This window comes from Bordetella genomosp. 6 (assembly GCF_002119705.1).
Taxonomy (GTDB): Bacteria; Pseudomonadota; Gammaproteobacteria; order Burkholderiales; family Burkholderiaceae_B; genus Bordetella; species Bordetella bronchiseptica_F.
Genome location: NZ_CP021107.1, coordinates 1,835,623 through 1,861,967, shown reverse-complemented (window position 1 = coordinate 1,861,967; position 26,345 = coordinate 1,835,623). Strand labels below are relative to the sequence as shown.

Genomic DNA, 26,345 nt, shown 5'->3' with positions numbered 1-26,345 from the left:
CGCCGGCATGCCGCGCACGCGCCGGGCGTTCCGAGTCAGGCCGCCGGCAGCGCGCTGGCCGGCCCCGGGCGCCCGAACAGCCAGCCCTGGCCGACGGCATGCGGCGCCCGCTTGAAGATATAGTCGGCCTGGCTCTGCACTTCTATCCCTTCGATGACCAGGTGCAGGTCGAGCTGGCGGGCCATCTCGATGACCTGGTCCAGCACCGGCGCCGCGCTGTCGAAATCGCCAAGGGATTGCATGAAGATCCGGTCCAGCTTGATGCCATCGACCTCCCAGCGGATGATGTTTCCCAGGTTCGAATAGCCCACGCCGAAATCGTCCAGGAAGATCCGGAAGCCCGCGGCCCGGAAACGGCGAAACAGCACCGACGGCGAGGCCGTCGAGAACACCGCCGACTCGGTCACCTCCAGCACGACGCTGCCCGGCCTCAGGCCGCGCTCGCGCACGCTTTGCGTCAGGAAATCCAGGAACGACTCGTCCTCGAGGTCCTCGGGAAAGACGTTGATGCTCAGGTAGAACGGCGCTTCGCCGGCCATCCGCCTCTTCACCCCGTCCAACGCGGTCTGGACGATGTGGCGCGTGAAAGCCTGGCGCAGGCCCATCGCCTCCACCCAGGCGAGGAAGGTGACCGGGGAAATCGGCCCGACCTCGTCGTGCGTCCAGCGCGCCAGCGCCTCCACGCCTGCCAGGCGACCCGAGTCCAGCACACGCAGCGGTTGATAGGCCACTTGTATCTTGCCCTTGCGCAGCGCGTCGACCAGGCTGGCGCGCAGCCCGAACGACCTGCGCCACCAGAGGAACAGGATCAGGCCGACCCCGGCGCCCAGCGCCATGCCTCCCAGGCCGGCGATGACGACGGCGCCGCGCGCGTTCACGCGGGCCGTGGTTTCGACGCAGATATCCGGCCCGCCCACCGGCGCGCAAGCCGCGGCCGTGCGCACGAGCTGGAACCAGCCAGCCGATCCCTGACCGTCCGCCGCCGCCGACGCGCCGAACGCTTTGTAGACATGGCCTTGCTTGCGGGAATACAGCGTGGTCCTCTGCCCGCCCGCGCGGCGCACGATATCGTCGAAGATGCCCGGAATCGTGAAAACGGCCAGCCGCTCGCTGGCCAGCACGTCGCCCGACAGTTCCGGCTGGATCGGGTTCTCCATGTTCTGCCAGAGGAAGACGCCGTCGCGCACCGTCCTGCCGCCGCGCGGCAGCACATACGGATGACGCCATACGCCCCATACCGCCGAGCAGCGCAAGGCGCCGCCGTCAATGCGGGCGATGTCGGCGACGTATTTCGAGCGAAAGACCCGTTGCCGCAAGGCGGCGAGATCCGCCTCCGAACAGGCCGCGGGCGCCACGCCCGCCTCGAGCACGATGTCGAGCTGCTCGCGCGCGATATCGAGGGAGCGCGCCAGGAAATCGGCGTTGTCATGCTCGACCATGCTGGCCGCTTGCATGCCCTTCCAGGCATAGCCGATTGCCGCCGCCGCCAGGCCGCAGGCCACAATAGGAACGGCGAAGAAAAGCAGTCTGTGCCGGACCGGAAGATATCTGATCGTCATGTTGTTGGCTTCCCGCCCGGACATGACGTGGCCCTGCGTCATGCCCATTTCGCCTGCCGGCGGGGCGTCAGACAACCGGCCGGGATTGCCGGCCACTTACTACCAGGCCCATCCTGCGCGCAATGCGGAGCTGGCGACATCGCACTCGAATCAACGGCGTTCCACGCCGCTGGATCGGATGCTAGCAGTTTGTTTGACAAAACGCATCCAAGAATTGCGTCAAATGTCAAAATTTTGCAGCATTCGCCATTTTGCCGCTATTTTTCCAACCCGGCGCGCGCCGGCGGTTTTCCGGGCCAGGACAGGCGCGCCAGCCCTCCGCCTTCGGCCAAACGCATGACATTCCCGTTCCCGCGTAAGGCCTACTGACACCGGCCGATACAAGCTGGCCCGCGCTTTCTCTATGGTTGCCCTGGAACCGTACGTGCCTGGAGGGAATCGTGAAAAGACGGAGAAAGGAGGATGCCGACGAACGCGTCGGCTGGAGCTCTTACCTGCATGTCGCCGGCATCGCGTTGGTGATCATGGTCTGCGCCGTCGAGCTGGTGGAGTGGCTGCTTGCGCGCGGTTCATGACGCCGCGGACAGGCCTCGCGCGCCCGCTTCCCGGCGCTGAAAGGCCACGCCACTTGGAACGCCCCCGCGGGCTTGTTATAAACGTGGCTGTGTTGTCTTTGCCGGGCTGGAACAGATGTACGTTCAAACATGGAGTCGATGGGCCGCGTCGCTGTCCCTCGTCGCGCTGGTTTCCGGGTGTTCCTGGATCGGGTTGGGGGATTCGGATCGCAGATCCACGTCCAGCCGGGTCAGCGACGAATGCAGGTGGAACCGCAGCGGATGTATCTACGAGGGCTCCTACGAGCCCGACGAGCGCGACTACGCCGAGGCCGAGGCCAGGCGCCTGAACCAGGCCGAATCGGCGCGGCTGCGGCGCAGCGCCGGCAACTGAACCGCAAGGGCATCGCGCCGCCGCTTTCCGGCGCCGGGCGTCCAGGGCCCGCCGACAGGCGGGCCGTGAGCAAAGCGGCCGCGGGCCCTAATAGGACTTGGGCAGCCCGAGCGCCTTCTCGGCGATGAAGCTGAGGATCATCTGCGGACTCACGGGCGCCAGGCGCGGTATCCACGCCTCGCGCAGATAGCGCTCCACGTGATACTCCTTCGCGTACCCCATCCCGCCGTGGGTGAAGATGGCGTTCTCGCACGCGGCATAGCAGGCTTCGGCCCCCAGGAACTTGGCGCTGTTGGCTTCCGCGCCGCACGGCTGCTGCTGGTCGTAGAGCCAGGCCGCTTTCTGCACCATCAGGTGCGCGGCTTCCAGTTCCATCCAGGAACGCGCCAGCGGATGCTGGATACCCTGGTTCTTGCCGATGGGCCGATCAAAGACCTCGCGCTCCCTGGCGTAGCCGGCGGCCTTGCGCAGCGCTGCCCGGCCCAGGCCGACGGCTTCCGCGGCGATCAGGATCCGTTCCGGATTCAGGCCGTGCAGGATATAGCTGAACCCCTTGCCCTCCTCCCCGATCCGGTCTTCGACCGGGATGCGCAGGTTATCGATGAACAACTGGTTCGAGTCCACGCACTTGCGGCCCATCTTCTCGATTTCATGCACTTCGATGGCGGCGCGGTCCAGGTCCGTATAGAACAGGCTGAGGCCTTCGCTGCCGGTGCACGCTTCGATGGGGGTGGTGCGCGCCAGCAGCAGGATCTTGTTGGCCACCTGCGCGGTGGAAATCCATACCTTCTGGCCGGTCACCACGTAGTGGTCGCCCTGGCGCACGGCGCGCGTTCTCAGTTTCAGCGTATTCAGGCCGGTGTTGGGCTCGGTCACGCCGAAGCAGGCCTTGTCCTGCCCTGCGATCAGCGGCGGCAGCCAGCGTTGCTTCTGCTGCGCCGTGCCGAACACGACGACCGGATGCAGGCCGAAAATGTTCATGTGCACGGCCGAGGCGCCCGACAGACCCGCGCCGGTCGCCGCTATCGTGTGCATCATCAGCGCCGCGTCGCTGATTCCCAGCCCGGCGCCGCCGTACGCTTGCGGCATGGCGATGCCCAGCCAGCCTGCCTGCGCCAGCGCCTGGTGGAACTCGTGCGGAAAGCCTCCCTCCCTGTCCCGGTTGAACCAATACTCGTCGTCGAACGGCTCGCACAAGCGTTCGATCGCCGATTTGATTTGCTCTTGTTCGTCGCTCAGACGGAAATCCATGTGTTGTCCTGCCAGGTTGAATGTGGAAAGCGTGCTTCAGCGGCCCGAGGAGACGGGGAAGTCGAACTCGAGCTGGTGCTGGCCGAAGCGCGGCGGCGGCATGCGGTAGCGCGCGGGCGTGCGGCTCAGCTTCACGGGCGAGGCCACGCCGGCGTAGCCGTCGCGCTGCACGACCATTTCCCGATGCACGGCCTGCGGGTGCCGCAATGCCTGGGGGATGTCCAGGACGCTCGAGCAAGGCACGCCCGCGCGGATGAGCCGCTCGGCCAGCTGCCGCGCCTCGTGCCGGCGCAGCAGCGCGGCCAATGACCCGGTCAGCGCCAGCCGGTTGGCGCAGCGCTGCCTGTTGGAGGCGTAGCGCGGATCGTCGGCCAGCGTGGCCGCGCCAAGCGCCTCGCACAGGATCCGGAATTGCCGGTCATTGCCGACCGCCAGGAACAGCGGATCGGTTGCCGTGGGGAAAATGTCGTAGGGAGCGATGTTGGGATGGGCGTTGCCGGTGCGCCCGGGCGTCGTGCCGGCGGCAAAATGGCTGGCCGTATGCGGATGCAGGATCGAAAGCGCGCAATCGAACAGCGCGATATCGACGAACTGCCCGCGGCCGCTGCGCTGGCGCTCCTGCAGCGCCAGCAGCACGCCGATCGCCGCGTTCATGCCCGTGACCATGTCCACGATGGGCACCCCCACGCGGGTAGGCTCGCCGCCGGCGTCGCCGTTGATGCTCATGATGCCCGACATGGCCTGGATCGCCGCGTCGTAGCCGGGCATGCCCCCCATGGGGCCATCGGCGCCGAAGCCCGATACCCGGCAATGGATCAGGCGCGGAAACCGCTCGCTCAACACCTCGAAGCCCAGCCCCCAGCGCTCCATGGTGCCGCACTTGAAGTTCTCCACCAGCACATCGGCGCCGTCGAGCTGCGCCAGCAGCGCGGCGCGCCCGGCCTCGGACGAGAGATCCAGCCAGGCGCCGCGCTTGTTGCGATTGATGCCCTGGTAATAGGCGGCGGCCTCGCCCGCGAACGGCGGCCCCCAGGTCCGGGTCTCATCGCCGCCCGGCGGTTCGATCTTGATCACGTCCGCGCCGTGGTCGGCCAGTATCTGGGTGCAATAAGGCCCGCTCAGCACCCGCGACAGGTCCACGATGCGTATGCCGTCCAATGCGCTGCCCGCCATGACGGCCGCGGGCATGTCAGCGGCGTTTCTCATGGGCGGATGTACGAGGTCTTGAGGCTGGTGAAGAACTCGCGCGCATAATGGCCCTGCTCACTGTTGCCGTAGCTGGACGCCCCGCGCCCGCCGAACGGAACGTGGAAGTCCACGCCCGAGGTCGGCATGTTCACCATGGCCAGGCCGCTCTGGACGTGGCGCCGGAAATGCGTGGCATGCTTGAGCGACTGCGTGCAGATGCCGGCCGACAGGCCGTACTCCGTGTCGTTGGCGATGGCCAGCGCGTGCTCGTAGTCCTGCGCGCGCAGCACGCAGGCAAGCGGGCCGAAAACTTCCTCGCGGGCGATCCGCGCGTCCGGGCTCACATCCAGGGCCAGGCAAGGCTGCAGGTAATAGCCGCGCTGCGCCCGCTGCAAGGCTTCGCCGCCGACGACGCGCTGCGCCTCGTCGCGCGCCAGCGCGATGTACGACAGGTCCTTGTCGAACTGGGCGCCGTTGGACACCGGACCGATCTGGCTCTGCTCGTCCAGCGCATGGCCCACGTTCAGGGCCATGACCCGTTGCGCCAGCTCCTGCACGAAACGGTCGTGGATACCCGGCGTGACAATGAGCCGGCTGGAGGCGGTGCAGCGCTGGCCCGTGGCATGGAAGGCGCCGTCGAGCGCGCAGGCCAGCGCGATCTCCAGGTCGGCATCGTCCAGTACCACCAGCGGGTTCTTCCCGCCCATTTCCATCTGCAGTTTCTTGTGCCCGGCAACCGCCGATGCGGCGATCTTCCGGCCGGTGGCGCTCGACCCGGTGAAACTGACGCCCGAGACCGCCGGATGGCTGGTCAATACCTGTCCGACGTCCGCTCCCGTGCCCAGGACCAGGTTGAACACGCCGTCCGGCACGCCGGCGGCCCGGATGATCTCGGCCAGCATGACCGCCGTGGCGGGCGTGAACTCCGACGGCTTCAGCACGACCGCATTGCCGCAAGCCAAGGCCGGCGCCGTCTTCCAGGCGGGAATGGCGATGGGGAAATTCCACGGCGTGATCAAGGCCACGACGCCCAGCGGATCGCGCGAGATCTCCACCTCGACGCCGGGGCGTACCGACGGGAACATCTCGCCGCCCAGCCGGAACACCTCGCCGGCGTAGTAGTCGAAGATGTCCGCGGCGCGCTGCACCTCGCCGCGCGCCTCGGGCAGGGTCTTGCCCTGCTCGCTGGCCAGGGTATGCGCAAGCTGCTGGCTGTTGGCCGCGATGCCGCGGCCGATGTCCTTCAGGATTTGCGCCCGCGCCGCCAGGCCCGTGGCGGCCCAGCCCGGCTGGGCCCGCCGCGCCGCCTCGACGGCTTGCGCCGCCTGCTGCGCGCTGGCCTGGGACACCAGGCATACCGGCGCCGACAGGTCGGACGGATTGATGTTCTCGCTTTCGCCGCAGCCGGCCACCCATTGGCCGTCGATCAGGCTGGTGATGGTTCGCATCTCGTCTCCTTCAGCGCGCGCCGGCCTGCTCGCGCGCGGCGCTGATCATGGCCGAATAGGGGTAGTACGGCGGGAACGGCCCGATGGCGTTCATGTCCACCTCGACCAGCGTCGGCCCGCGCGTGGCCAGGGCCTGGGCCACCGTCGCGCCGAAATCGGCGGCACGCTCGACCCGCCATGCCGGAATGCCCGCCAGCTCGGCCAGCTTCAGCAAGTCCGGCGCCAGCAGGCTGCTGTGCGCATAGCGTCCTTCGCACATCGCGTCCTGCATGTGCTTGATGACGCCATAGCCGCCGTCGTTCATGACGATCATCACGATATCCGCGGCTTCCTGCACGGCCGTCCACATCTCGGTCATGTTGAAGAAGAAACCGCCGTCGCCCGTCAGCAGCACCACCTTGCGGTCCTTGCTGCCTATCGCCGCGCCGATGCCCAACTGCAGCCCCTGCCCTATCCCCGCGCCCACCGGATAGATGTTCTGGCTTTGCTCGTGCAGCGGGAACAGGCGATGGCCCCAGGTGCTGTTGCTCAGGGTGATGTCGCGCGCGAACACGGCGCTGGCGGGCATCACCGCGCGCAGCTGCGACGCGAAATCCTTGTAGGGACCCAGCGTCTGCCGGAAGTCCTCGGCGGCCTTGGGCTTGGCCTCGCGCACCGCCTGCGTGAAGGCCGCGTCGATGTCCGGCCCCTGCTCGCGCAGGCGCTCCAGCAGCCCTTGCAGCGTGACGGCGGCGTCGCCGCACACCAGCAGCGCGCTGGCGTAGCCGCGCGCCTGCGCGGCGGGATCGACGTCGATCCGCACCAGGTTCTGCGGCAACTCCAGCTTGTGGTCGAGCGTCTCGTGTCCGCGCAGGCGCGAACCGACCACCAGCAGCAGATCCGCCTGATCGTACAAGGCCTGGACCGCGGGGCTGCCCGGCCCGTTGAGCGCTCCCAGGTTGGCCGGATGATCGTCGCTGACGACCCCGTGTCCGTTCCAGCTGGTCACCATGCCGAAGCCCAGCTCCACCAGGGCGGCCAGCTCCTTGCCGGCGGCCCGCGCGCCGCCGCCCGCCCAGATGAGCGGGCGCCTGGCGGCCCGCACCTTTTGGGCCAGCTGGTCCAGCGCCGACTGCGACGGCGCCAGCGCCTGCGGCGCGGCAACCCGATACGCCTGGCTGTCGGCCGGCCGGGCCACGGGCGTGCGCTGAATGTCGATGGGAATCTCGACGCTGACCGGGCCGCACGGCGCGCTCATGGCCTGCGTCCATGCCTGCTTCAGGACATCCAGCGTTTCCTCGGCCGACCGCACCCGGTACGCCTTCTTGCTGACGGCGCCGAGCATGCCGAGCTGGTCCGGCACATCATGCACCGCCCCGGTATCGCGGCCGAGATGGGCCGTGGCGCTCTGTCCGGTGATGTGCAGCAGGGGCGTGCCGGCAAAGCGCGCCTCGACCAGGCCGGGCACGGTATTGGAAGCGCCCGGCCCGGTGCTGCTGATCACCACGCCCATCGCGCCGGTTGCCCGCGCCAGCCCATCGGCCATGTGCGCGGCCCCCGTCTCGCCACGCGTCATCACCATGCGGATGCCCTTGTTCAGCGTGATGCCGTCCATCATGGGGATGTTGTGGACCGAGATAATGCCGAAAACGGTCGCCACGCCGTTATGGGCAAGAAAATCCGCGACCAGATGACCTGCAAGGTATTTCGACATCAAACCGCTCCCTCAGAATTGGCGAAGATTGGCGCGCTCGGCCAGGTCCTGGAATTGCTTGCCCTCGCGCGCCACGGTTGCGCCCAGTTCCTGCGGCGAGCTGGCCGTGATCGTGTAACCCGATGCCTGCATCCGGTCGCTGAACGTCTTGTCGGCCAGTATCTTGCGCGTCGCGTCGGCCAGTGTCTTGACGACGGCGTCTGGCACCCCGGCCGGCGCCAGGATGCCCAGCCATCCGTCGAAAATGAAATTCGGGTAGCCGGCCTCGGCCATCGTCGGCACGTCCTTGAACATCGGGTTGCGCTGGCCGGAGGTCACCGCCAGCGCCTTGACCCGCCCGCTTTCGACCAGCGACTTGGCCGTGGTGTTGAGGTCGAACAGCATGGTGATCCGGTCGGCGATCAGGTCGCTCTGGGCCGGCGCGTTGCCCTTGTACGGGACATGGCTGAGCTTGATGTCCGCGTTGTCCTCGAAAAGTTTGCCGGACAGATGGTTCGACGCGCCCACGCCCGCCGACCCGTACGTCAGCTTGCCGGGATCGGCCTTGGCCGCCGCCACCAGGGCCTGGATGTCCCGGTACGGCGCCTGGGCGTTGACCAGCAGCACATTGGTGTAGCTCACCACGGAGGCCACCGGCTGGAAGTCCTTCACCGGGTCGAACGGCGTTTTCTGCAGGGCCGGGGTGATGGTGACGGTCGGACTGGCCGTGAAGAACAGCGTGTATCCATCGGCCGGCGCCCTGGCCACGGCCTGCGCCGCGATCGTGCCGCTGGCGCCCCCGCGGTTTTCCACCACCACGGACTGGTTGAGCAGGCGTCCAAGATGCTGCGCGTACTCGCGCGCCACGATATCCACCGAGCCGCCCGGCGAATAACCCACCATCAACCGTATCGGCTGGTTGGGATAGCTGCCCTGCGCCATGGCCGTGCCGAACGCGAGCGCGCCCAGCCAACCCGCTGTCGCCAGTGTCTTGAACCCGATCTTCATGTTGTCTCCTGAATGTGTCTTGCGCCATACCGGAACCCGCGCGGCCGCTCTATGGCGTCTTCGGACGGGTCAGAAAACTATATCACGAATAATTCCCACCATTGAATATTTATTCCTTCACAAGAATTTTATGATGCGCAGGCGCAAAACGGCGCCGGCGCGTCGGTGCGGGCCGGAAGGCGTCGAAAGTGGATGGGGTCGCGCCAGCCTGGGCTGGCGAGCGCTTGCCGCGCGCGGGGTGTCGGCCGCGGCAAGGCGCGCGAACAGACGCGCCCGGCTCTCGGCCGGGCGCCAGGATGTGCGTGCGGGGCGCTAGCGCCCGGCTACGCCTGCGCGGGCGGACGAATCAGCCCCCGGCAGAAAAGGAAAGCCGCGCCCGGCGGCTAGTCGACCTTGGCTTTTGCCTGCCTGACGATGGGCACCCATTTGTCGATATCCGCCTTGACCCGCTTTGCCATGTCGCCGGGCGTGCCCTGTTCGAAGACCTCGAATCCATAGTTCTTCAGGGTCTCTTGCAGCTTCGGCTGCGCCATGGCGGCATTGGCGGCCTGGTTCAGCTTGAGGACGACATCCTCCGGCGTGCCCGCCGGCGCCAGCAGGCCGAAATCCACCGACATCACATAGCCGTCCACGCCCGCCTCCATCATGGTCGGGACTTCCGGCAGCATGGGCGTGCGTATGGTTCCCGTGGCGGCCAGCGCGCGCAGCTTGCGCTCCTTGACCAGGCTGGACACGCTGGGCGTGTTGTAGAAGCCGAAATCGGTTTCGCCCGCCATCACCGCGCTGACACCCTGGGGCGCGCCGCCATACGGGATGTGCATGGCCTGCGTATCCGTCAGGGATTTCAGCAGTTCCGACGACAGGTGGTGGGTCGTCCCGTTGCCGCCCGAGGAATACGTCAGTTTCCCGGGCGCCGCCTTCATCGCCGCAATCAGCGCGGCGACCGAGGTATACGGGCTGCTCGGCTTGACGATCAGGATGTTCGAGCCGCCCGCCAGGTACGCGACCGGGGCGAAATCCTCGACCGGCCGATAAGGCAGCTTCTCGTACAGGCCCAGGTTGATCGCCCATGTGCCGTTGGAGCCCATGACGATGGTGTAGCCATCGGCGGCCTGCTTGGCGACATAGCTCATGGCCAGCTGGCCGCCCGCGCCTGGGCGGTTCTCCACCACCACGGTCTGGCCCAGCGCCTTGCTCAGGCCCGGCTGCATGGCCCGCGCCAGGATATCGGCCGTGCTGCCCGCCGCCAGCGGCACGACCAGCGTCACCGGATGGGTGGGAAACTCCGCGGCCAGCGCGCCTTTAGACAGGACGCTGGCCAGCAGCGCCATCCACAACACGTTCTTCATGCACTTCCCCTTGTTTGTCGTCGGGCGCCATCATCGTGTCGGGTGGCACGCCTGCAGGGCAGGTTATCTGAAGGTCTGTGCGTGAAATAGGCGTGAAGCGCTATAGCGTCATGTCGTCATGTAATGGCCCGGGCGCCTCAAAGCCGGCGCAGCACGTCGCGCGCGACCGCCGCGAAGGCCTGCGCCGCCGGGGAAAGCGGATGGTTCGAGAGCCGCACCAGCGAAATCGGCCAGCTCAGGAAGGGGTTGCGGATCGGCACCGCCCGCACGCCGCGAGGCGCCTGCGCCGCCGCCGCATGCGGCAACATGGCCACGCCCATGCCCGCCTGGATCATGCCCACCGCGGTCGACACCAGCACGACGCGCTGTTCCACGCGCGGGTGAATGCCATTGGCCACCAGCAGGCGGCTGATCACCAGCCAGGGCGGCGCGTTGGGATTGAGCTGGATACAGGGCAGCTCGGCCAGTATCGCCGCGTCGATCGCTTCGCGATCGGCCAGGTAATGGTCGTCGCGCATGAACAGCGACACCCCGCCGTCCCATAGCAGCTCGGTCGACAGGCGCGAATCGTCGCTGCCGACCACGGCGCCCAGGCCGACATCGGCCTCATGCGAAAGCAGCTTGTTGCGGATCTGTTCGACCACGCAATCGACCACGATCAGCTCGATATTGGGGTGCCGCTGGTTGAAGGCCACCAGGATGCGCGGCAGCAGGGTCGCGGCGCTGACGTGCCCGACGGCGACGCTGACCGAGCCGGACTTGAGCGCCGACTGGTCGCGCGACTCGCGCACCGCGCCGTCGATGGAGAGGATCGCCCGGCGCGCGATGTCGGCCAGTGCCTGACCCTGGCGGGTCAGCGTCACCTCGCGGCCGCGGACCACCAGCGTTTGCCCCACCTCGGCCTCCAGGCGCCGGATGAGATGGCTGACGGAAGGCTGCGACATGCCGAGCTGCTCGGCCGCGCCGGTGAAGCTGGCCGTATCCCCGATGGAGACCAGGGCGCGCAACTGACGCAAGGAAACCGATTCGATAGCATCCATCATAACGTCGCATCATGCAGGAATAGCTCGAATACTATAGCAATATGGGCTTGTCCTCCATAGCATGGCAAAAACCCCTCCTGTACACCGAGACCGCCATGCCGCACTCCGACTACGCCCGCCACCTCATGGGCTCCGCCACCATCGATCCCACCGGCGCCTTCGAGGCGGGCAGCTTCGCCAGCTTCACCCTTACCTACACCGCCGGCTACTTCGGCATCGACGACACCGGCTCGATCAAGATCGTGCACCGCTTCGCCAGCGACATGGGCAAGCCGCAGTTCACCGATCCGCAGGGCTGGAACTACACCACCATCGAAGCCAGCAATGGCGCGGTGCTGCACGTCGAATACGACGGCAAGCGCAATATCCGCCCGTGGGACAAGACCTTGTTCATCCGCGTGGTGCGCGGCTATCTCGAAGAAGGCGAACAGATCATCGTGCGCTTCGGCGACACCCGCCAGGGCTCGCCCGGCATGCGCGTGCAGACCTTCCACGAACCGACTTTCGAGTTCAAGGTGCTGGTGGACGCTTTCGCCACGTACAACTATGTCGAGATCGAGGCGTCGCCGACGATCTCCGTGGTGGCCGGCCCCCCCGTCCGATACAAGGCCGTGCTGCCCAGCCTGTCATTGGCCGGCCAGCCGTTGCGCCTGGGCTTCAAGGGCGAGGACAAATGGGGCAACCCGTCCGACCAGGCGCAGGGCCGCTACACCCTGCGCAGCAACCTGCGCATGGCGCGGATGCCCGAGTCGTTCGACATGGCCGCCGGCGCCTATGCCCACGCGATCGAAGACATCGTTCCCGCCGAAACAGGCGACCTGCGCCTGGAAGTCCTGCACGGCGACCGGGTCGTGGCGCGCAGCAACCCGTGCCGCGTCGCCGCGCAGGCGGCGCGCAACCACTACTGGGCCGACCTGCACGGCCAGTCGGAAGAAACCATCGGCACCAACTCCGCCGAAGATCTCATCCTGTTCGCGCGCGACCGCGCCTTCCTGGACGCGATGAGCCACCAGGGCAACGATTTCCAGATCACCCAGGAATTCTGGGAGCACCTGAACACCCTGACCGCCCGCTACGACGAGCCTGGCCGCTTCGTGATCTTCCCCGGCTACGAATGGTCGGGCAATACCGGCCTGGGCGGCGACCGCAACGTGCTGTACCTGCAGGAAGGCCGTCCGCTGCACCGCTCGTCCCATGCCCTGGTGGACGATCTGTCCGACCTGGACTCCGACGCCAACAGCGCCGACGCGCTGTTCCAGGCCATCAAGGACGAAGACGCCGTCGTCTTCGCGCACATCGGCGGCCGCTACGCCGACATTACGCTGTCGCACGACCCGCGCATCGAACGCTCCATCGAGATCCACTCAGACTGGGGCACCTTCGAATGGCTGCTCGAGGACGCCTTCAAGCAAGGCTACCGTGTCGGCATCCTCGCCAATAGCGACGGCCACAAGGGACGCCACGGCGCCAGCCATCCCGGCGCCTCGCTGTTTGGCGCCTACGGCGGGCTGAGCTGCCTGATCGCCGATACGCTCGACCGCCAATCGCTGGCCGAGTGCCTGCGCCAGCGCCGCCATTACGCCACCACCGGCTGTCGCGCCTACCTGGACGTGGCGGCCCACTTCGGCGCGCCGGCGCGCCGCTACGCCGACGATCCGAAACTCGCCCCCGATGCCCCCAGCACGCAAGTGCGCAGCGCGGACATGGGTGCCATCCTCGACTGCGACACCGACATGGTGGAGTTCGAATTCGACCTCGCCACCGAGGCGCCGATCGAATCGGTGGAGGTGCGCAACCGCATGGACGTGGTCCAGACCCTGCGCCCCTTCAAGCCAGCCGACCTGGGCCGCCGCATCCGCATCGTCTGGGAAGGCTCGGAGTACCGCGGCCGCGGCCGCCAGACCGTATGGGACGGCAGCGCCACGCTGCAGGACAACGCCTTCGTCGACCCCAAGCCCATCAATTTCTGGAACCTCGACAAGACGCTGCAGCAGCCGCAGCCCGACCGCCTGTGCTGGCAGTCGCTGACCACGGGCGGCTTCAGCGGCGTGGACGTGATGCTCGAGGATGCCGAGCGCGGCACGCTGTGCATCGACACCGAACTGATCCAGGCGCGCATCCCGGTGGCCGACATCGGCCTGGAGCCGCTGGTATTCGAGAACGGCGGCATACGCCGGCGCCTGCAAGTGCTCCGCCTGCCGGACGACAACCCCGCCCGCCATCTGAAGGCGCGCGTCCAGGTGCCCCTGCATACGGGACAGGACAATGCCCTGTACCTGCGCGCCACGACGGAAGACGGGTTCTTCATCTACTCCAGTCCGATCTATATAGAACGCAAGGCGTAATCCCCCCCGCCGTGCCGCGCGCCGCAAGGCCGCGCGGCACGGCAAGCCCGGCCGGCCTCCCCGGCGGCCGCGGCAATGCCACGCATCCGCCCTGGCGCGACGGCCGCCATTTCCGCGCCTCGCCAGCGCCGGTTTCCAGGCCTGCTTCGGCCCCGCCGCCCCCCCATTCAAATTTCTTCCTTCCCGATTCCGTTTCCTGTATTATTAATTGACCGACTATTCTGACTATTATTAATCCGGACGCGCCGCCATGCCGCCTTCGCGCGCGGCGGCGCCGACGCAGGAGACAATCGCGTGTCCAACATTCTGGCTATCGGGGTCCATCTCCCGCGGCTGCGCCTGTCCCGTGGCGCCATGGCGAATGCGCTGGGCTGGCTGACCGGCGGCGCGGGCGCCGGCAAGGGCAGCCGCACCCTGGCCTACTGGGACGAAGACAGCGTCACCATGGCGGTGGCCGCCGCGCGCCACGCCCTGGCGCGGCAGGCCGCCCCCGCCATCGACGCCCTGCAGTTCGCAAGCACCACGCCGCCGTTCGCCGAGCCGCAGAACGCGGCCTTCGTGCGCGCGGCATTGCGCCTGCCGGCGACCACCCTGACCCAGGATGTCCACGGCACGCCGCGCGCCGGCCTGCTTGCCTTGCACATGGCCCTGGAAAGCGGCACGCGGACCTTGGTCGCGGCGGCGGACCTGCCCGCGGCATTGCCGGGCAGCACGGCCGAGGCGCGCGCCGGCGATGGCGGCGCCGCGGTGCTGACCGGCGACGAGCCGGGGCTGCTGCGCTACCTGGGCGGCGCCAGCCTGAGCGCCCCGTTCACCGATCGCTACCGCGCCGCCGGCCACGACTACCCGCAGGAGTGGGAGGAACGCTGGCTGCGCGAAGCCGGCTACCTGGAACTGGTCCATGACGCCATCGGCCGTGCGCTGCAGGCGGCGTCGCTGCGGCCCGAACAGATCGACCATTTCGTCCTGCCGTGCCCCGTGCACGGCGTGGCGGCGGCCGTCGCCGCCAAGGCCGGCCTGGCCCAGGCGCGCCTGGCCAGCGCCCTGGCCGATGACTGCGGCGACACCGGCGCGGCGCATGCCTTCGTCATGCTGGGCCGCGCCCTCGAAGAGGCCGCCCCCGGCCAGAAGGTGCTGGTCGCCCAGTTCGGCCAGGGCGCGACCGCCTTGCTGTTCGAGGCGGGCGAGGCGGTGGCCGGCCTGGCCGCGCCGGTCTCGCCGGCCCTGCAGGACGGGCTGGCCGAAGACAACTACATGAAGCTGCTGGCCTTTCGCGGCCGCATCGCCTGGGACCGCGGCCTGCGCGGGCGCTTCCTGGTCAACGAGGCCTTGAGCACGGCCTGGCGCAACGCGGATGCCTTGCTCGGCTTCGTGGGAGGACGTTGCCGCGAAACGGGCCAGGTCCAGTTTCCGCCCACGCGCCTGGCCGCCGCGGACGGCTTTCATCTCGATACCCAGGAACCCTGGCCGCTGGCCGACCGGCGCGGGCGCATCGCCACCTTTACCGCCGATCTCCTGGCGTTTTCGCCATGCCCGCCGAATTGCTACGGGCTGGTCGACATCGATGGCGGCGGGCGGGTGCTGATGGAGTTCACCGACCCGCGAGCCAGCCAGCTCGAGGCCGGCGCCGCCGTGGCGTTCGCCTTGCGCATCAAGGATCTCGACCCGCAGACCGGCTACCGCCGCTATTTCTGGAAAGCGCTGGCCGCGCCGACGGCCGATTGAGGACAGACTGATGGCTACAGGAATCAAGGATCGCGTCGCCATTCTGGCGATGGGCTGTTCCCGCTTCGGCGAACGCTGGGACGTGGGCCAGGAAGAATTGATGGTCGAGGCCTACGCCGAGGCGCTCGCCAGCGCCGGCATCGAGCCGCGCGCCATCGAGGCGGCCTGGTATTCGTCGCACTACGACGACATCGGCGCGGGCAAGGCCGGCACGCCAATGGCCATGGCGCTGCGCCTGCCCGACATCGGCGTGACGCGCGTGGAGAACTTCTGCGCCGGCGGCACCGAAGCGTTTCGCGGCGCCGTCTACGCGGTCGCCTCCGGCGCCGCCGACATCGCACTGGCGCTCGGGGTGGAAAAGCTGAAAGACACCGGCTTCGCCGGCCTGCCGCTCGCTTCGCGCGGCACGCTGGCGCCCATGTACCTGCCCACGCACAGCAACCCGGGCAACTTCGCGCAACTGGCGCGCGCCTACCAGGCGCGCCATGGCGTCGCCCGCGCAGACCTCAAGGCGGCCATGGCCCATACCTCGATGAAGAGCCATGCCAATGCGGTGCACAACCCCAAGGCGCACCTGCGCAAGGCCATCAGCCGCGACCAGGCCGCCGGCGCGCCGCTGGTGGCCGACCCCATCGGGCTGTTCGATTGCTGTCCGGTATCGGACGGCGCCGCCTGCGCCATCGTCACCACCCCCGAGATCGCCCGCAGCCTGGACCGCGGCCCGCTGGTCCTGGTGAAGGCCATCCAGTTGGCCACCTCCAACGGCTGGGAGTTGCAGCAGTCCGAATGGGACGGCTCGTATGTGCACACCACCCGCGTGGCGGCGCGCAAGGCGTACGCGGAAGCGGGCATCAGCGATCCGCGCGCGCAGCTCAGCCTGACCGAGTTGCACGACTGCTTCTCGATCACCGAGCTGGTGACGCTGGAGGACATCGGCCTGGCCGAACCCGGCACGGCCTGGCGCGCCATGCTGGACGGCCGCTTCGACGCCGACGGGGCGCTGCCCTGCCAGATAGACGGCGGGCTGAAATGCTTCGGCCACCCGGTGGGGGCCTCGGGGCTGCGCATGCTCTACGAAGCCTGGCTGCAGCTGAGCGGCCGCGCCGGTCCGCGCCAGCTGCCCGCGCCCTCGCTGGCCCTGACCCACAATCTGGGCGGCGCGCCCGCGCAGAACGTGTGTTCCATCACAATACTCGGCGCGGCCTGAACCCGGGCCGCCCCGGCCCGCGGGGGCCGCGCACAATCATCAACACCATCCTGCCCACAGGAGGAGACTGACATGCTTCACCCCGAGATAGAATTGCTGGACCGAGACGGCATAATCAAGCTCCAGCGCGAACGGCTGGCCCAACTGGGCCAGCGCCTGCAGCACAGCCCGCAATGGCGCGAGCATTTCGCCAGCGTCGGCATGACGCCCGCCGACCTTGCCTCGCCAGAGGCCTTCGAGCACCTGCCCTTCCTGCAAAAGGCCGACCTGCGCCAGCAGTATCCCTACCCGTTCCTGACCGTTCCCCTCGAAGACGTGGAGCGCTTCGTCGCCACCTCGGGCACCACCGGCCTGCCGGTAATGTTCGGCCTGACGCGGCGCGACCTGCACGAACTGCTGCCCAGCCAGACCGCGCGCCTGCTGGCCGCGGCGGGCGTGCGCCGCGGCGCGCGCGCCTACCAGGGCTACGGCTACGGCCTGTGGATCGGCGGCCTGGCGCTGGACCAGGGCTTCAAGGAAATGGGCTGCGTCAACTTCCCCCTGGGCCCGGGCCGCGGCGACCTGGCGGCGCGCTGGATGCGCGACCATGCCTACGAAGTGGCCTCGATGTCGCCGCTGTGGCTGATGAGCCTGGCGCAGGCCGCGCGCGCCCAGGGCATCAACCCCAAGACCGACTGGGCGCTGCGCACCGCCATCCTGGGCGGCCAGTCGGTCTCGGCCGAATTCCGCGCCCAGCTGGAAGCGGAGATGCCCGAAGGATTCGTGTCGCACAACATCTACGGCACCACCGAGGCGGGCGGCCCCATCCTGGCCATCTCGACCCCGTACACGCACGCCGACGACGAACTGCACCTCATCAACGAAGACACGGTGCTGACCGAGATCCTCGACCCGGTCACGCTCAAGCCGGTCTCCGAAGGGGAAGTGGGCGAGATCGTCATCACCACCCTGAGCAAGGAGGCCTCGCCCGTGATCCGCTGGCGCACGCATGACCTGGTCAGGCTGTCGCCGCGCCCCTATGACTGCCCGTCGGGACGGCGCGGCATGCGCAAGATCGGGCGCATCATCGGGCGCTCCGACGACATGATCAAGTTCAAGGGCGTGATCGTTTTCCCGTCGCAGATCGAGGACGTCATCACCGGCATCGCAGGCGTGGTCAAGGAAGCCTGGCAAATCTATATCGACAAGGAATGCATGACCATCGGCACCATGACCGTGGCGATCGAGGCGGCCGCCCAGGCGGGCCGTCCGGCCGAGCAGCTCAGCCATGAAGTCGGCCGGGAAATCCACGCGCGCCTGGGCATGAAGGTCTGCGTCGAATGCCACCCCGAAGGCACGCTGCCGCGGTATGAAGCGAAGGCCGTGCGCGTGCTGCATCGTCCCGAAGCATGACCGCGCGCGATCCGCTGGCCGCTATCCGCGCCCGCCTGGCCGAGGTCACGGCGTCCTGGCAAACGGCCGCCTCGCTGGCGCAGATCCGCGCCAGCTTCGCCGACTATCTGGCCGAAGCGGGCCCGCGCGGCGCGGCCATGGCCCGCCCCCAGCCCCAGCCCCTGGCGCCGGCGCTGGCCGGCGCCTGGATCGGCCAGGGTGCGCGGCGCGCGCTGTATTGCCATGGCGGCGGCTTCCAGATCGGCGGCGTCGCCTCGCACGCCAGCCTGATCGCGCGCCTGGCCGAGGCCGGCCAGGCGCGCATCCTGGCCGTCGAATACCGGCTCGCGCCCGAGCACCGCTATCCGGCGGCGATCGACGACGCCTTCGCGGCCTACCGGTGGTTGCTGGCCAACGGCGGCGCGCCGGCGGCCATCATCGGCGACTCGGCGGGCGGCGCCCTGGCCTTGCAGACCGCGCAGCGCGCGCGCGACGCCGGCTTGCCGCTGCCGCGCTCCCTCGTGCTCCTCTCGCCCTGGCTGGACCTGTCCATGCAGGGCCGCAGCTATGAGGAGCTGGCCGACCGGGACATCTTCTCCCGGCCGCAACAGCTGCGCGCGATGGCGCGCAGCTACCTGGGGCGCCACGGACCGCCGCCGGATGCGCCGTCGGCCTCGCCGCTGTGGGACGATCTGTCGGGCTTGCCGCCCATCGTCGTGCACGCCGGCGCGCACGACATCACGCTGGACGACTCGCACACCCTGGCCGAACGCGTGCGCGCCGCCGGCGGCCAGGTGCAACTGCAGGTTTTTCCCGGCATGTGCCATCACTTCCAGATCTACGAAGCGCTGGCCGAAGCGGGGGAATCGATCGACGCGCTGGGCCGGCATCTGCGGCAGGACTAGCGCGAGGCGGCGCGCAAGGCGCGCCGCCTCTCCCTCATGCCTGGACGATCAGCCCGCTATCCAGCGCGCTGGCCACGCGTTCGGGCGCCATGCCCCATTCGCGCAGCACCTCGACCGAGTGCGCCCCCACCGCCGGCGCGGCGGCAGGCTCGCGCGCCGGCGTGGCGCTCAGGCGCGGCGCGGGCGCCGGCTGCGTCACGCCCTCGACATCGACATAGGCCCCACGGGCCGCCGCATGCCCGTGATGGGCGGCTTCGCGCCAATCCAGGATGGGCGTGACGCAGGCGTCGCTGTCCTCGAACAGCGCCGCCCAGTGGTCGCGCGGCTGGGTGGCGAACAGCGCCGCCAGCCGCGCGCGCAAGGCCGGCCATCGGGCCGGGTCGCGGTCGTGGGTGTACACGGCCGGGTCCAGCCGCAGCCGTTCGACCAGCAGATCGTGAAAGCGCCGCTCGACGCAGGCCACGGCCAGAAAGCGCCCGTCGGCGCAGGCATAGGTGGCATAGAAATAGGCGCCGCCGTCGAGCAGGTTGCCCTCGCGCCGGTCGGACCAGCCGCCGCCGGCGCGAAAGCCCCAGAACATCGAAGCCAGCAGGCTCGCCCCATCCACCATGGCCGCGTCGACCACCTGGCCCGGCGCCCCGCCGCGCACCGCCAGCAAGGCGGCCAGCATGCCGAACGCCAGCAACATGCCGCCGCCGCCGAAGTCCGCCACGTAGTTCAGCGGCACCGGCGGCGGGCGGTCGGCCGGTCCGATGGCGTGCAGCGCCCCCGTCAGGCCCAGGTAGTTCAGGTCGTGTCCGGCCTGGCGGGCCAGCGGCCCGTGCTGGCCCCAGCCCGTCATGCGCCCGTACACCAGCCGCGGCTGGCGCCGCAGGCAGTCCTCGGGCGCCAGGCCCATGCGCTCCATGACGCCGGGCCGAAAGCCCTCGATCAGCCCGTCGGCGGCGCCAACCAGCTCCAGCAGCAGCTCGCTCGCGCCGGGCGCGCGCAGATCCAGCGCCAGCGAACGCCGGCCGCGCGCCAGCACATCGAAGCGGCTGTCCAGCAAGGGAAAGTCCCCCTTCCTGTGCGCCGCGTGGACGCGCACCACGTCGGCCCCGTGATCGGCCAGCATCATGGCCGCGAACGGCGCCGGCCCCAACCCCACCATCTCGATGATGCGCAAACCCTGCAAGGCGGGCGCCATGCCCTCCGCTTGCGCCGTCATTGCGGCGCGACCCGGACGGTCAACCCTTCCAGGGCCGGGGCGACCGTGATCTGGCAGGAAAGGCGCGATTCGGCGCGGACATCATGGGCGAAATCCAGCATGTCGCGCTCCATGTCGCCGGGCTCTCCCACGGCCTGCATCCATTCCCGGCCCACATGGACATGGCAGGTGGCGCAGGTGCACGCGCCGCCGCACTCGGCCGCGATGCCCGGCACATTGGCGCGCCGGGCGCACTCCATCAGGCTCAGCCCGTCGTCCGCCTGGACGACATGGCGAGCCTCGTTGGAGGTGATGAAAATAATCGTTGTCATACGAGGCGTTCCCGTCGTGTATCAAGCGCCGCAGCCCATCCCGCCGGAGACGCCCAACGCCTCGCCGGTGATGAAGCCGGCGGCTTCGGAACATAAAAACGCAATCGCCGCGGCGACCTCCTCGGGCCGCCCCAGGCGGCGCAGCAGCGTCAACGCTTCCAGGTCGGCGCGCATCTTCGCGCCCGCGGCGTCGACGGCGCGCGCCAGCATCGGCGTATCGACCGGTCCGGGCAGCACGGCATTGGCGGTCACGCCGTAGCGCGCGTTCTCGCGCGCGATCGAGCGGGTGAAGCCCAGCAGGCCCGCTTTGGCGGCGGCGTAGACCGCCCCGCCGCGCGAACCCAGGCGGCCCGCTTCGGACGACACATTGACGATGCGGCCAAAGCGCGCCGCCTGCATGCCGGGCAGCACGCCCAGCGTGAAGGCGAACGCGCTCTCCAGGTTGACGGCCAGCAGCGTGCGCCAGTCCTGCGGCGTCGTCCGGGAAAAAAACGCGTGCTGGTCGGCGCCGACGTTGTTGACCAGGATGTCGAACGGCGCGGCGTCGGCGCAGAATCCGGCCACCGCTTCGGCGTCCGTGGCATCGAGCGCGACAAAGCGCGCGCCGGTGGCCTCGGCCACGCTCGCGCCCGCCACCGCGTCGCGGTCGCAGAACGTGACGCGATGGCCGTCGCGGCGCAACTGCGCGACCGTGGCCGCGCCGATGCCGTTGGCGCCGCCGGTAACGAGCGCGTGCCGCGGCATCAATGCCTCCGGAAAACCGGCTGGCGTTTCCCGATCACCGCCGCCAGTCCTTCCCGGCTATCGGCCGTGGCCGACAGCGACGACACGGTGCGGGCCTCCTCGGGCAGGGCCCGTTCGACCTGCAGCGTGTTCCACAACAGGCGCTTGGTCGCCGCCTGCGCCAGCGGCGCCCCGGCGGCGTAGGTCGCGGCCAGGCGCGCCGCGCTCTCGTCCAGCTCGGCGTCGGCCACCACCTGGTTGACCAGGCCCATCTCGAGCGCCTCGTCGGCGCCCACCGTGCGGTTCGACAGCATCATTTCCATGGCGCGGCGAAAGCCGATCAGGTGCGGCAGGATGACCGAGCTGCCCGCGTCCGGCGCCATGCCCACGCGCGTGGCTCCGGCCAGGAACCTGGCGCCCTGCGCGGCGACGACGATATCGGCCGCGCACACCAGGCCCAGGCCGCCGCCGCCGGCCGCGAAGCCCTGCACCTGCGCCACCACGACGGCATCGAGCCTGATCAGCGCGCCGATGGCCATTTGCAGCCAGGCGGTCACTTCACGCAGGAAGTCGCCCAGGCCCTCGCCTTTGCTGGCGAACTCGCGCACATCGCCGCCGGCGCAGAAATGCTTGCCCGCGCCGCGCAGCAGCACCACGCGCACATCCGGCTCGCGATGGCAGCGCATCACCGCTTCGTGGAACGCCTTCATGAACTCGATATTCATGCCGTTGGCCGCCTCGGGGCGGTTCAGCGTGATGCGGGCCACGTGGTCCGCGTAGTCCAGCAGCACGGGACCCTCGCCGATCCAGGTCTCGGGGTTTGCTGTCGTCATCGTCATCTCCTCATACCAGGAAGGACAGGGTGAAAATCGGTTTTGCGCCATTGACCAGGGCAATCTTCTTGCGCACCAGGCGGAAGGCGCCATCGACCAGCCTGAGCCGGTACTCGTTGCGGGCGGCCCAATGCGTTTCGCCGCGCAGGTTGTCCTCGTAGATCAGCACATTGGCCAGCGCCGTCACTTCCTGCCCCGCGACATCGACGATCTCGATGTTGGAAATCAGGCGCGCCAGCGCCGAGCGCGGCGTCTGCGTATGCCGCCGGCCGGTCAGCAACTGTTCGATGCGGACACGGATGCGCGAGCGGTTGTCATAGATCACCGACATCTTCTGTTCGGGATCGATGTCCTCGCCATTGGCCGGAATCCAGTAGATGGCGTCGTCCTCCCAGAGCGACTCCCAGCCCTGGTAATCGTGCGTGTCCTGCAGCCGGGCCTCGCGGTAGAGAAACTGCGACACCCGGTGGTGCAGCGTCAGTTCGTCCAGCGCCTGCAGATCGTCAACAGCCGGACGGGTTTCGGGGCGTGCGGTCATCCGGATTACTCCTGCATCAGCTTGAAATAGTGGCGCCAGATCCCGCGCTGCGGGACTTCGTCGGTCGAGTGCGCGACGGTGTAGCCGTTCTCGTCCTTGCGCTCGCGATGCAGGCCCCGGGTCAGCATCAGCCATTCCGGGTCGCGGATCTTCGCGCCGCGGTGGTTGCGCTCGTACATCTCCGTGTCGTCGGCCAGCAGCAGGCCGGCCGGCCCGACCGAACCCATGGTCTGCTGGCGCAGCCGGCGGTTGATGTCGGGCGCGTCCTTGAACTGCACCGCCGTCACGTGCTGGATGGTCTCCTCCACCGACACCGGCTGCAGCACGAAGATCTGGATCTCCGCGATGAACAGATTGGGGAAGATCATCGTGTGCGGCGAGCCGTCGATCATGATCTGGCGCGCCCGTTCGGAACCGTAGGCCTGCTCCATCGCGGCCGCGTAGTCCGCCATCCGCTCGACCGACGAGCCGAACCAGTACAGCGGCTTGTCGATGCGCCGCCATTCCGGCCGCAGGTCGAACTCGGTATGGCCGTTGCCGTAGTCGCGCGTCAGCGCGGTCGAATCCTTGCCATAGAGATTGGCGATCGGACTGTTGGTGACCTGGAAGATGGAACCGTGCACGAAGCCGGGGTGGTATCCGTCGGTCTCGTTCTCCAGCATGAACTTCCAGTTGGCCTTGGCCCGGTGCTGCAGGAACCCGGCGCGCAGGTCCAGTTCGCCGTTGGGCGAGTTGTCGCACAACTGGTCGATGGCGGCCTTGGCCCCGCCCAGGTGCTCGTCCAGGCTCGGGCCGGTTTCGGCGAACGACCCGAACACGAAACCGCGATAAATGCCGATCCTCGCCACCTTGCCCAGCCCGACGCCGGCCTTGGAGGCGCCCTCGTAGCCGTCGGCCAGCGCATACCCCATCAGGTCGCCGGTGTTCGAGAACGTCCACGAGTGGTACGGACACGTGAAGGTGCTGCGGTTGCCTTCCTTGTAGGCGCACAGCTGGTTGCCCCGGTGCGGACACTTGTTCAGCAACAGCCGGATCTCGCCATCCCGGTCCCGCAGCAACAGCACCGGCGTCGTGCCGATGCTCTTGGTCACGTAATCGTTCTTGTTGGGCACTTCGCTGACGTGGCCCACGTACACCCAGGTCTTATGCCAGATCTTGTCCAGCTCCTCCTGGAAGATCTCCGGATCGACATACAGGCGGCTATTGATCCGCGTGGGCTCGATCAGCGCCCGGTAGTCGATCTCGTTCCTGATGGAAGACATCGCCCTCACCTCCGATGGTTTGTGAATTATTTAATAATCCGAATGGTCGTTCGATTTATAAATGAGGAGGCGCCAGCATGTCAAGCACAGATTTTTATAACCAATCGCCCATTCGGTTTTTACAACAATTTCTTCCAATCAAATCAGGGGAAACCATTAGGTCGTTTTCTTAAAATCAGCTTAAAAGAAGCGGCAATACATTGATTTATCAATGATTTTCCAAACAACAGCGCCGAATCCAGCGCGTCGGAAAAGCGCGGAAGCAGCTATAGCCAAGCCCTGCAAGCCCTGATAAATTACACGAACGGTTGTTCAATAATAGGCTCACACCATATATCGAGCCGCCATACAGGAGGAGTCATGAACACAAGCAAGGCAATCGTCGCGGGCTTGCTCGCACTGGGCTGCGCCCTGCCCGTCGCGGCCGAGATCCGGCTCGGCGCCTCGGTCTCGGCCACCGGCCCGGCCGGCATCCTGGGCGACCCCGAAGCCCGCACCCTGGAACTGCTCGTGCAGGAACTGAACGCGCGCGGCGGCATCAAGGGCGAGAAGATCAAGCTGGTGCTCTACGACGACGGCGGCGACGCCAACAAGGCGCGCACCTTCGCCACCCGGCTGGTCGAGGACGACGAAGTGCAGGCCATCATCGGCGGCACCACCACCGGCACCTCGATGTCCATCCTGTCGGTCGCCGAAGACGCCAAGGTGCCGTTCATCTCGCTGGCCGGCGCCATCGACATCATCGATCCGGTCAAGCCCTATACCTTCAAGACCCCGCATACCGACCGCATGGCATGCCAGAAGGTGTTTGCCGACATGCGCAAGAACGGCTGGACCAAGGTGGCGCTGATCGGCTCGACGGACGGCTTCGGCGCCTCCATGCAGGCGCAGTGCAAGGCCGTGGCCGGCCAGTACGGCATCGAACTGGTGGGCAGCGAAACCTACGAACCCAAGGACGCCGACATGACGGCGCAACTGACCAAGATCCGGGGCATCCCGGGCGTGCAGGCGGTCCTGAACCCGGGGTTCGGCCAAAGCGCGGCGGTGCTGGCGCGCAACTACCGCCAGCTCGGCATGAACCTGCCGTTCTATGCCTCGCATGGCGTCGCATCGCAGGGCTACATCGACCTGGCCGGCGCCGACGTCGTCGAAGGCTTCCGCCTGCCGGGAACCGCGCTGCTGGTGGCGGACCTGCTGCCCGCCAGCGATCCCCAGGCCGCGCCGTCCATCGCCTACAAGAAAGCCTTCGAAGCCAGGACCGGCGCCCCCGTGGGCACGTTCGGCGGCTATGCGCACGACGCCTTCCTGATCCTGGTCGATGCGCTGAACCGCGCCGGCTCGACCAAGCCCGCCGCGATCCGCAACGCGATCGAGAAAACCAGCAAGCTGGCCGGCACCACCGGCGTCTACACCTTCTCGCCGACCGATCACCTGGGCCTGGACCTCTCGGCCTTCCGCGTGCTCGAAATCCGCGGCGGCAAATGGAAAGTCGTCGACTGAGCGCCTGAACGGCGGCCCGTCGCCGGCGCATCGAGCGCGGGCCCGCCATCCCAGCCCAGACAAACGCCGGAGTGCCCATGTCGGAATTCATGCAGTTCATTTTCTCGGGGGTGACGGTGGGCGCGGTCTACGCGCTCGTCGCCCTCGGGTTCGCGATCATCTTCAACGCGACCGGCGTGGTGAACTTCGCCCAGGGCGAATTCGTCATGCTGGGCGGCATGATCACAGTCTTCGCGCACGGTGCGGGCCTGGCGCTGCCGCTGGCCGCGCTGCTCGCCATCGCCGCGACCGCCGCGACAGGCGTGGCGTTGAACCGCCTGGCGATCGAGCCGGCGCGCGGCGCCCCCGTCGTCTCGCTCATCATCATCACCATCGGCGCCTCGATCTTCATCCGCGGCGCGGTGCAAAGCCTGTTCGGCAAACAGATCCACAGCCTGCCCGCATTCTCGGGCGACGACCCGATACACGTGCTGGGCGCCACCATCCTGTCGCAAAGCCTGTGGATGATCGGCGGCGCGGTGGCCGTATTCATCGTCCTGTGGCTGTTCTTCACCAGGACGCTGACAGGCCGCGCGGTGCTGGCCACCTCGAACAACCGCCTGGCGGCCCGCCTGGTCGGGATCAACACCCGATTCATCATGACCCTGTCGTTCGCGCTGTCGGCGGCCATCGGCGCGCTGGCCGGCGTGCTGATCACGCCGATCACGCTGACCTCGTACGACGTGGGCCTGACCCTGGCGCTCAAGGGTTTCGCCGCCGCCATGCTGGGCGGCATGGGCAGCCCCAAGGGCGCGCTGGCCGGCGGCATCCTGCTCGGCCTGCTTGAATCCCTGACCGCCGGCTACCTGTCGTCGCAGTACAAGGACGCGGCGGCCTTCCTCACCATTCTCGCGGTGCTGTTCTTCATGCCGCAGGGACTGTTCGGACGCAAGTCCACGGATCGCGTATAAGC

The 26,345-nt window shown here is 68.2% G+C and carries 23 protein-coding genes; 9 read left to right on the top strand and 14 right to left on the bottom strand.

Features of this window, described 5'->3' with window-relative positions:
• Positions 1 to 35 precede the first annotated feature (35 nt).
• Entirely contained in the window at positions 36 to 1,454 is a 1,419-nt protein-coding gene (locus CAL11_RS08790; RefSeq protein WP_244172928.1) for an EAL domain-containing protein, read from the bottom strand.
• A gap of 545 nt (positions 1,455 to 1,999) precedes the next feature.
• On the opposite strand from CAL11_RS08790, the gene CAL11_RS24605 reads away from it, so the two are divergent.
• Both CAL11_RS24605 and CAL11_RS08780 read left to right on the top strand, forming a co-directional pair.
• Complete coding sequence (locus tag CAL11_RS24605) at positions 2,000 to 2,134, top strand: hypothetical protein (RefSeq protein ID WP_086094536.1); 135 nt, start codon at positions 2,000 to 2,002, stop codon at positions 2,132 to 2,134.
• Between the two features lie 115 nt (positions 2,135 to 2,249).
• Positions 2,250 to 2,507 (top strand): hypothetical protein, encoded by a 258-nt coding sequence (locus CAL11_RS08780; RefSeq protein ID WP_068925838.1) that lies wholly within the window; start codon positions 2,250 to 2,252, stop codon positions 2,505 to 2,507.
• An 87-nt stretch (positions 2,508 to 2,594) separates the two neighbouring features.
• Here the strand turns inward: CAL11_RS08780 and CAL11_RS08775 are convergent, their stop codons facing one another.
• The 7 genes from CAL11_RS08775 to CAL11_RS08745 all read right to left on the bottom strand — a co-directional run bounded on the left by CAL11_RS08775 (position 2,595) and on the right by CAL11_RS08745 (position 11,466).
• The gene (locus CAL11_RS08775; protein ID WP_033466088.1) at positions 2,595 to 3,758 is read right to left on the bottom strand and encodes an acyl-CoA dehydrogenase family protein; all 1,164 of its coding nucleotides are present in this window, start codon (positions 3,756 to 3,758) and stop codon (positions 2,595 to 2,597) included.
• A gap of 36 nt (positions 3,759 to 3,794) precedes the next feature.
• Positions 3,795 to 4,964, bottom strand: a complete 1,170-nt coding sequence (locus tag CAL11_RS08770; RefSeq protein WP_086092691.1) for a CaiB/BaiF CoA transferase family protein — start codon at positions 4,962 to 4,964, stop codon at positions 3,795 to 3,797.
• Complete coding sequence (locus tag CAL11_RS08765; RefSeq protein ID WP_086092690.1) at positions 4,961 to 6,394, bottom strand: aldehyde dehydrogenase family protein; 1,434 nt, start codon at positions 6,392 to 6,394, stop codon at positions 4,961 to 4,963. The genes CAL11_RS08770 and CAL11_RS08765 overlap by 4 nt, the downstream gene beginning before the upstream one ends.
• Positions 6,395 to 6,404: 10 nt before the next feature.
• Positions 6,405 to 8,087 carry a thiamine pyrophosphate-binding protein gene (locus CAL11_RS08760; protein ID WP_086092689.1) on the bottom strand — a complete coding sequence of 561 codons (1,683 nt, stop codon included), beginning with the start codon at positions 8,085 to 8,087 and terminating at the stop codon, positions 6,405 to 6,407.
• 12 nt (positions 8,088 to 8,099) lie between these two features.
• A complete protein-coding gene (locus tag CAL11_RS08755; RefSeq protein WP_086092688.1) occupies positions 8,100 to 9,074 on the bottom strand; it encodes a Bug family tripartite tricarboxylate transporter substrate binding protein in 975 nt (324 codons plus the stop codon).
• Between the two features lie 383 nt (positions 9,075 to 9,457).
• Positions 9,458 to 10,423 (bottom strand): Bug family tripartite tricarboxylate transporter substrate binding protein, encoded by a 966-nt coding sequence (locus CAL11_RS08750; protein ID WP_033466098.1) that lies wholly within the window; start codon positions 10,421 to 10,423, stop codon positions 9,458 to 9,460.
• 137 nt (positions 10,424 to 10,560) lie between these two features.
• Positions 10,561 to 11,466, bottom strand: a complete 906-nt coding sequence (locus CAL11_RS08745; RefSeq protein WP_033447736.1) for a LysR family transcriptional regulator — start codon at positions 11,464 to 11,466, stop codon at positions 10,561 to 10,563.
• A gap of 95 nt (positions 11,467 to 11,561) precedes the next feature.
• Here CAL11_RS08745 and CAL11_RS08740 point away from each other — a divergent pair, with 95 nt between their 5' ends.
• The 5 genes from CAL11_RS08740 to CAL11_RS08720 all read left to right on the top strand — a co-directional run bounded on the left by CAL11_RS08740 (position 11,562) and on the right by CAL11_RS08720 (position 19,019).
• Positions 11,562 to 13,811 carry a DUF3604 domain-containing protein gene (locus tag CAL11_RS08740; RefSeq protein ID WP_086092687.1) on the top strand — a complete coding sequence of 750 codons (2,250 nt, stop codon included), beginning with the start codon at positions 11,562 to 11,564 and terminating at the stop codon, positions 13,809 to 13,811.
• Between the two features lie 294 nt (positions 13,812 to 14,105).
• Complete coding sequence (locus CAL11_RS08735; RefSeq protein ID WP_244172927.1) at positions 14,106 to 15,536, top strand: 3-oxoacyl-[acyl-carrier-protein] synthase III C-terminal domain-containing protein; 1,431 nt, start codon at positions 14,106 to 14,108, stop codon at positions 15,534 to 15,536.
• 10 nt (positions 15,537 to 15,546) lie between these two features.
• Positions 15,547 to 16,743 carry an acetyl-CoA acetyltransferase gene (locus CAL11_RS08730; protein ID WP_015063909.1) on the top strand — a complete coding sequence of 399 codons (1,197 nt, stop codon included), beginning with the start codon at positions 15,547 to 15,549 and terminating at the stop codon, positions 16,741 to 16,743.
• Between the two features lie 72 nt (positions 16,744 to 16,815).
• A complete protein-coding gene (locus tag CAL11_RS08725) occupies positions 16,816 to 18,135 on the top strand; it encodes a phenylacetate--CoA ligase family protein (RefSeq protein ID WP_015063910.1) in 1,320 nt (439 codons plus the stop codon).
• Complete coding sequence (locus CAL11_RS08720; RefSeq protein ID WP_086092686.1) at positions 18,132 to 19,019, top strand: alpha/beta hydrolase; 888 nt, start codon at positions 18,132 to 18,134, stop codon at positions 19,017 to 19,019. The genes CAL11_RS08725 and CAL11_RS08720 overlap by 4 nt, the downstream gene beginning before the upstream one ends.
• A 34-nt stretch (positions 19,020 to 19,053) precedes the next feature.
• On the opposite strand, the gene CAL11_RS08715 is transcribed toward CAL11_RS08720, so the two are convergent.
• From CAL11_RS08715 to CAL11_RS08690, 6 genes are read right to left on the bottom strand one after another with little or no spacing between them, the layout of a single operon-like run.
• A complete protein-coding gene (locus tag CAL11_RS08715) occupies positions 19,054 to 20,205 on the bottom strand; it encodes a CaiB/BaiF CoA transferase family protein (protein ID WP_167382601.1) in 1,152 nt (383 codons plus the stop codon).
• A gap of 17 nt (positions 20,206 to 20,222) precedes the next feature.
• Positions 20,223 to 20,537, bottom strand: a complete 315-nt coding sequence (locus CAL11_RS08710) for a 2Fe-2S iron-sulfur cluster-binding protein (protein WP_015063913.1) — start codon at positions 20,535 to 20,537, stop codon at positions 20,223 to 20,225.
• 21 nt (positions 20,538 to 20,558) lie between these two features.
• The gene (locus tag CAL11_RS08705) at positions 20,559 to 21,281 is read right to left on the bottom strand and encodes an SDR family NAD(P)-dependent oxidoreductase (protein ID WP_086092684.1); all 723 of its coding nucleotides are present in this window, start codon (positions 21,279 to 21,281) and stop codon (positions 20,559 to 20,561) included.
• A complete protein-coding gene (locus CAL11_RS08700; RefSeq protein WP_086092683.1) occupies positions 21,281 to 22,099 on the bottom strand; it encodes an enoyl-CoA hydratase/isomerase family protein in 819 nt (272 codons plus the stop codon). Before CAL11_RS08700 ends, CAL11_RS08705 begins: the two co-directional genes overlap by 1 nt.
• Positions 22,100 to 22,103: 4 nt before the next feature.
• Complete coding sequence (locus CAL11_RS08695; protein ID WP_015063916.1) at positions 22,104 to 22,631, bottom strand: aromatic-ring-hydroxylating dioxygenase subunit beta; 528 nt, start codon at positions 22,629 to 22,631, stop codon at positions 22,104 to 22,106.
• A 5-nt stretch (positions 22,632 to 22,636) separates the two neighbouring features.
• The gene (locus CAL11_RS08690; RefSeq protein WP_167382469.1) at positions 22,637 to 23,893 is read right to left on the bottom strand and encodes an aromatic ring-hydroxylating oxygenase subunit alpha; all 1,257 of its coding nucleotides are present in this window, start codon (positions 23,891 to 23,893) and stop codon (positions 22,637 to 22,639) included.
• 360 nt (positions 23,894 to 24,253) lie between these two features.
• On the opposite strand from CAL11_RS08690, the gene CAL11_RS08685 reads away from it, so the two are divergent.
• Entirely contained in the window at positions 24,254 to 25,393 is a 1,140-nt protein-coding gene (locus tag CAL11_RS08685; RefSeq protein ID WP_086092681.1) for an ABC transporter substrate-binding protein, read from the top strand.
• A 77-nt stretch (positions 25,394 to 25,470) separates the two neighbouring features.
• Positions 25,471 to 26,343, top strand: coding sequence for a branched-chain amino acid ABC transporter permease (locus CAL11_RS08680; RefSeq protein WP_033466108.1), 873 nt, complete (start codon positions 25,471 to 25,473; stop codon positions 26,341 to 26,343).
• Positions 26,344 to 26,345 lie beyond the last annotated feature (2 nt).

Coding starts and splice junctions, on each gene's coding strand:
- CAL11_RS08700 (WP_086092683.1), bottom strand. CDS start 22,099: ATGACGATGACGACAGCAAACCCCGAGACCTGGATCGGCGAGGGTCCC.
- CAL11_RS08720 (WP_086092686.1), top strand. CDS start 18,132: ATGACCGCGCGCGATCCGCTGGCCGCTATCCGCGCCCGCCTGGCCGAG.
- CAL11_RS08710 (WP_015063913.1), bottom strand. CDS start 20,537: ATGACAACGATTATTTTCATCACCTCCAACGAGGCTCGCCATGTCGTC.
- CAL11_RS08755 (WP_086092688.1), bottom strand. CDS start 9,074: ATGAAGATCGGGTTCAAGACACTGGCGACAGCGGGTTGGCTGGGCGCG.
- CAL11_RS08680 (WP_033466108.1), top strand. CDS start 25,471: ATGTCGGAATTCATGCAGTTCATTTTCTCGGGGGTGACGGTGGGCGCG.
- CAL11_RS08725 (WP_015063910.1), top strand. CDS start 16,816: ATGCTTCACCCCGAGATAGAATTGCTGGACCGAGACGGCATAATCAAG.
- CAL11_RS08770 (WP_086092691.1), bottom strand. CDS start 4,964: ATGAGAAACGCCGCTGACATGCCCGCGGCCGTCATGGCGGGCAGCGCA.
- CAL11_RS08695 (WP_015063916.1), bottom strand. CDS start 22,631: ATGACCGCACGCCCCGAAACCCGTCCGGCTGTTGACGATCTGCAGGCG.
- CAL11_RS08715 (WP_167382601.1), bottom strand. CDS start 20,205: ATGGCGCCCGCCTTGCAGGGTTTGCGCATCATCGAGATGGTGGGGTTG.
- CAL11_RS08765 (WP_086092690.1), bottom strand. CDS start 6,394: ATGCGAACCATCACCAGCCTGATCGACGGCCAATGGGTGGCCGGCTGC.
- CAL11_RS08685 (WP_086092681.1), top strand. CDS start 24,254: ATGAACACAAGCAAGGCAATCGTCGCGGGCTTGCTCGCACTGGGCTGC.
- CAL11_RS08740 (WP_086092687.1), top strand. CDS start 11,562: ATGCCGCACTCCGACTACGCCCGCCACCTCATGGGCTCCGCCACCATC.
- CAL11_RS08780 (WP_068925838.1), top strand. CDS start 2,250: ATGTACGTTCAAACATGGAGTCGATGGGCCGCGTCGCTGTCCCTCGTC.
- CAL11_RS08690 (WP_167382469.1), bottom strand. CDS start 23,893: ATGTCTTCCATCAGGAACGAGATCGACTACCGGGCGCTGATCGAGCCC.
- CAL11_RS08790 (WP_244172928.1), bottom strand. CDS start 1,454: ATGCAAGCGGCCAGCATGGTCGAGCATGACAACGCCGATTTCCTGGCG.
- CAL11_RS08760 (WP_086092689.1), bottom strand. CDS start 8,087: ATGTCGAAATACCTTGCAGGTCATCTGGTCGCGGATTTTCTTGCCCAT.
- CAL11_RS08730 (WP_015063909.1), top strand. CDS start 15,547: ATGGCTACAGGAATCAAGGATCGCGTCGCCATTCTGGCGATGGGCTGT.
- CAL11_RS08775 (WP_033466088.1), bottom strand. CDS start 3,758: ATGGATTTCCGTCTGAGCGACGAACAAGAGCAAATCAAATCGGCGATC.
- CAL11_RS08705 (WP_086092684.1), bottom strand. CDS start 21,281: ATGCCGCGGCACGCGCTCGTTACCGGCGGCGCCAACGGCATCGGCGCG.
- CAL11_RS08750 (WP_033466098.1), bottom strand. CDS start 10,423: ATGAAGAACGTGTTGTGGATGGCGCTGCTGGCCAGCGTCCTGTCTAAA.
- CAL11_RS08745 (WP_033447736.1), bottom strand. CDS start 11,466: ATGATGGATGCTATCGAATCGGTTTCCTTGCGTCAGTTGCGCGCCCTG.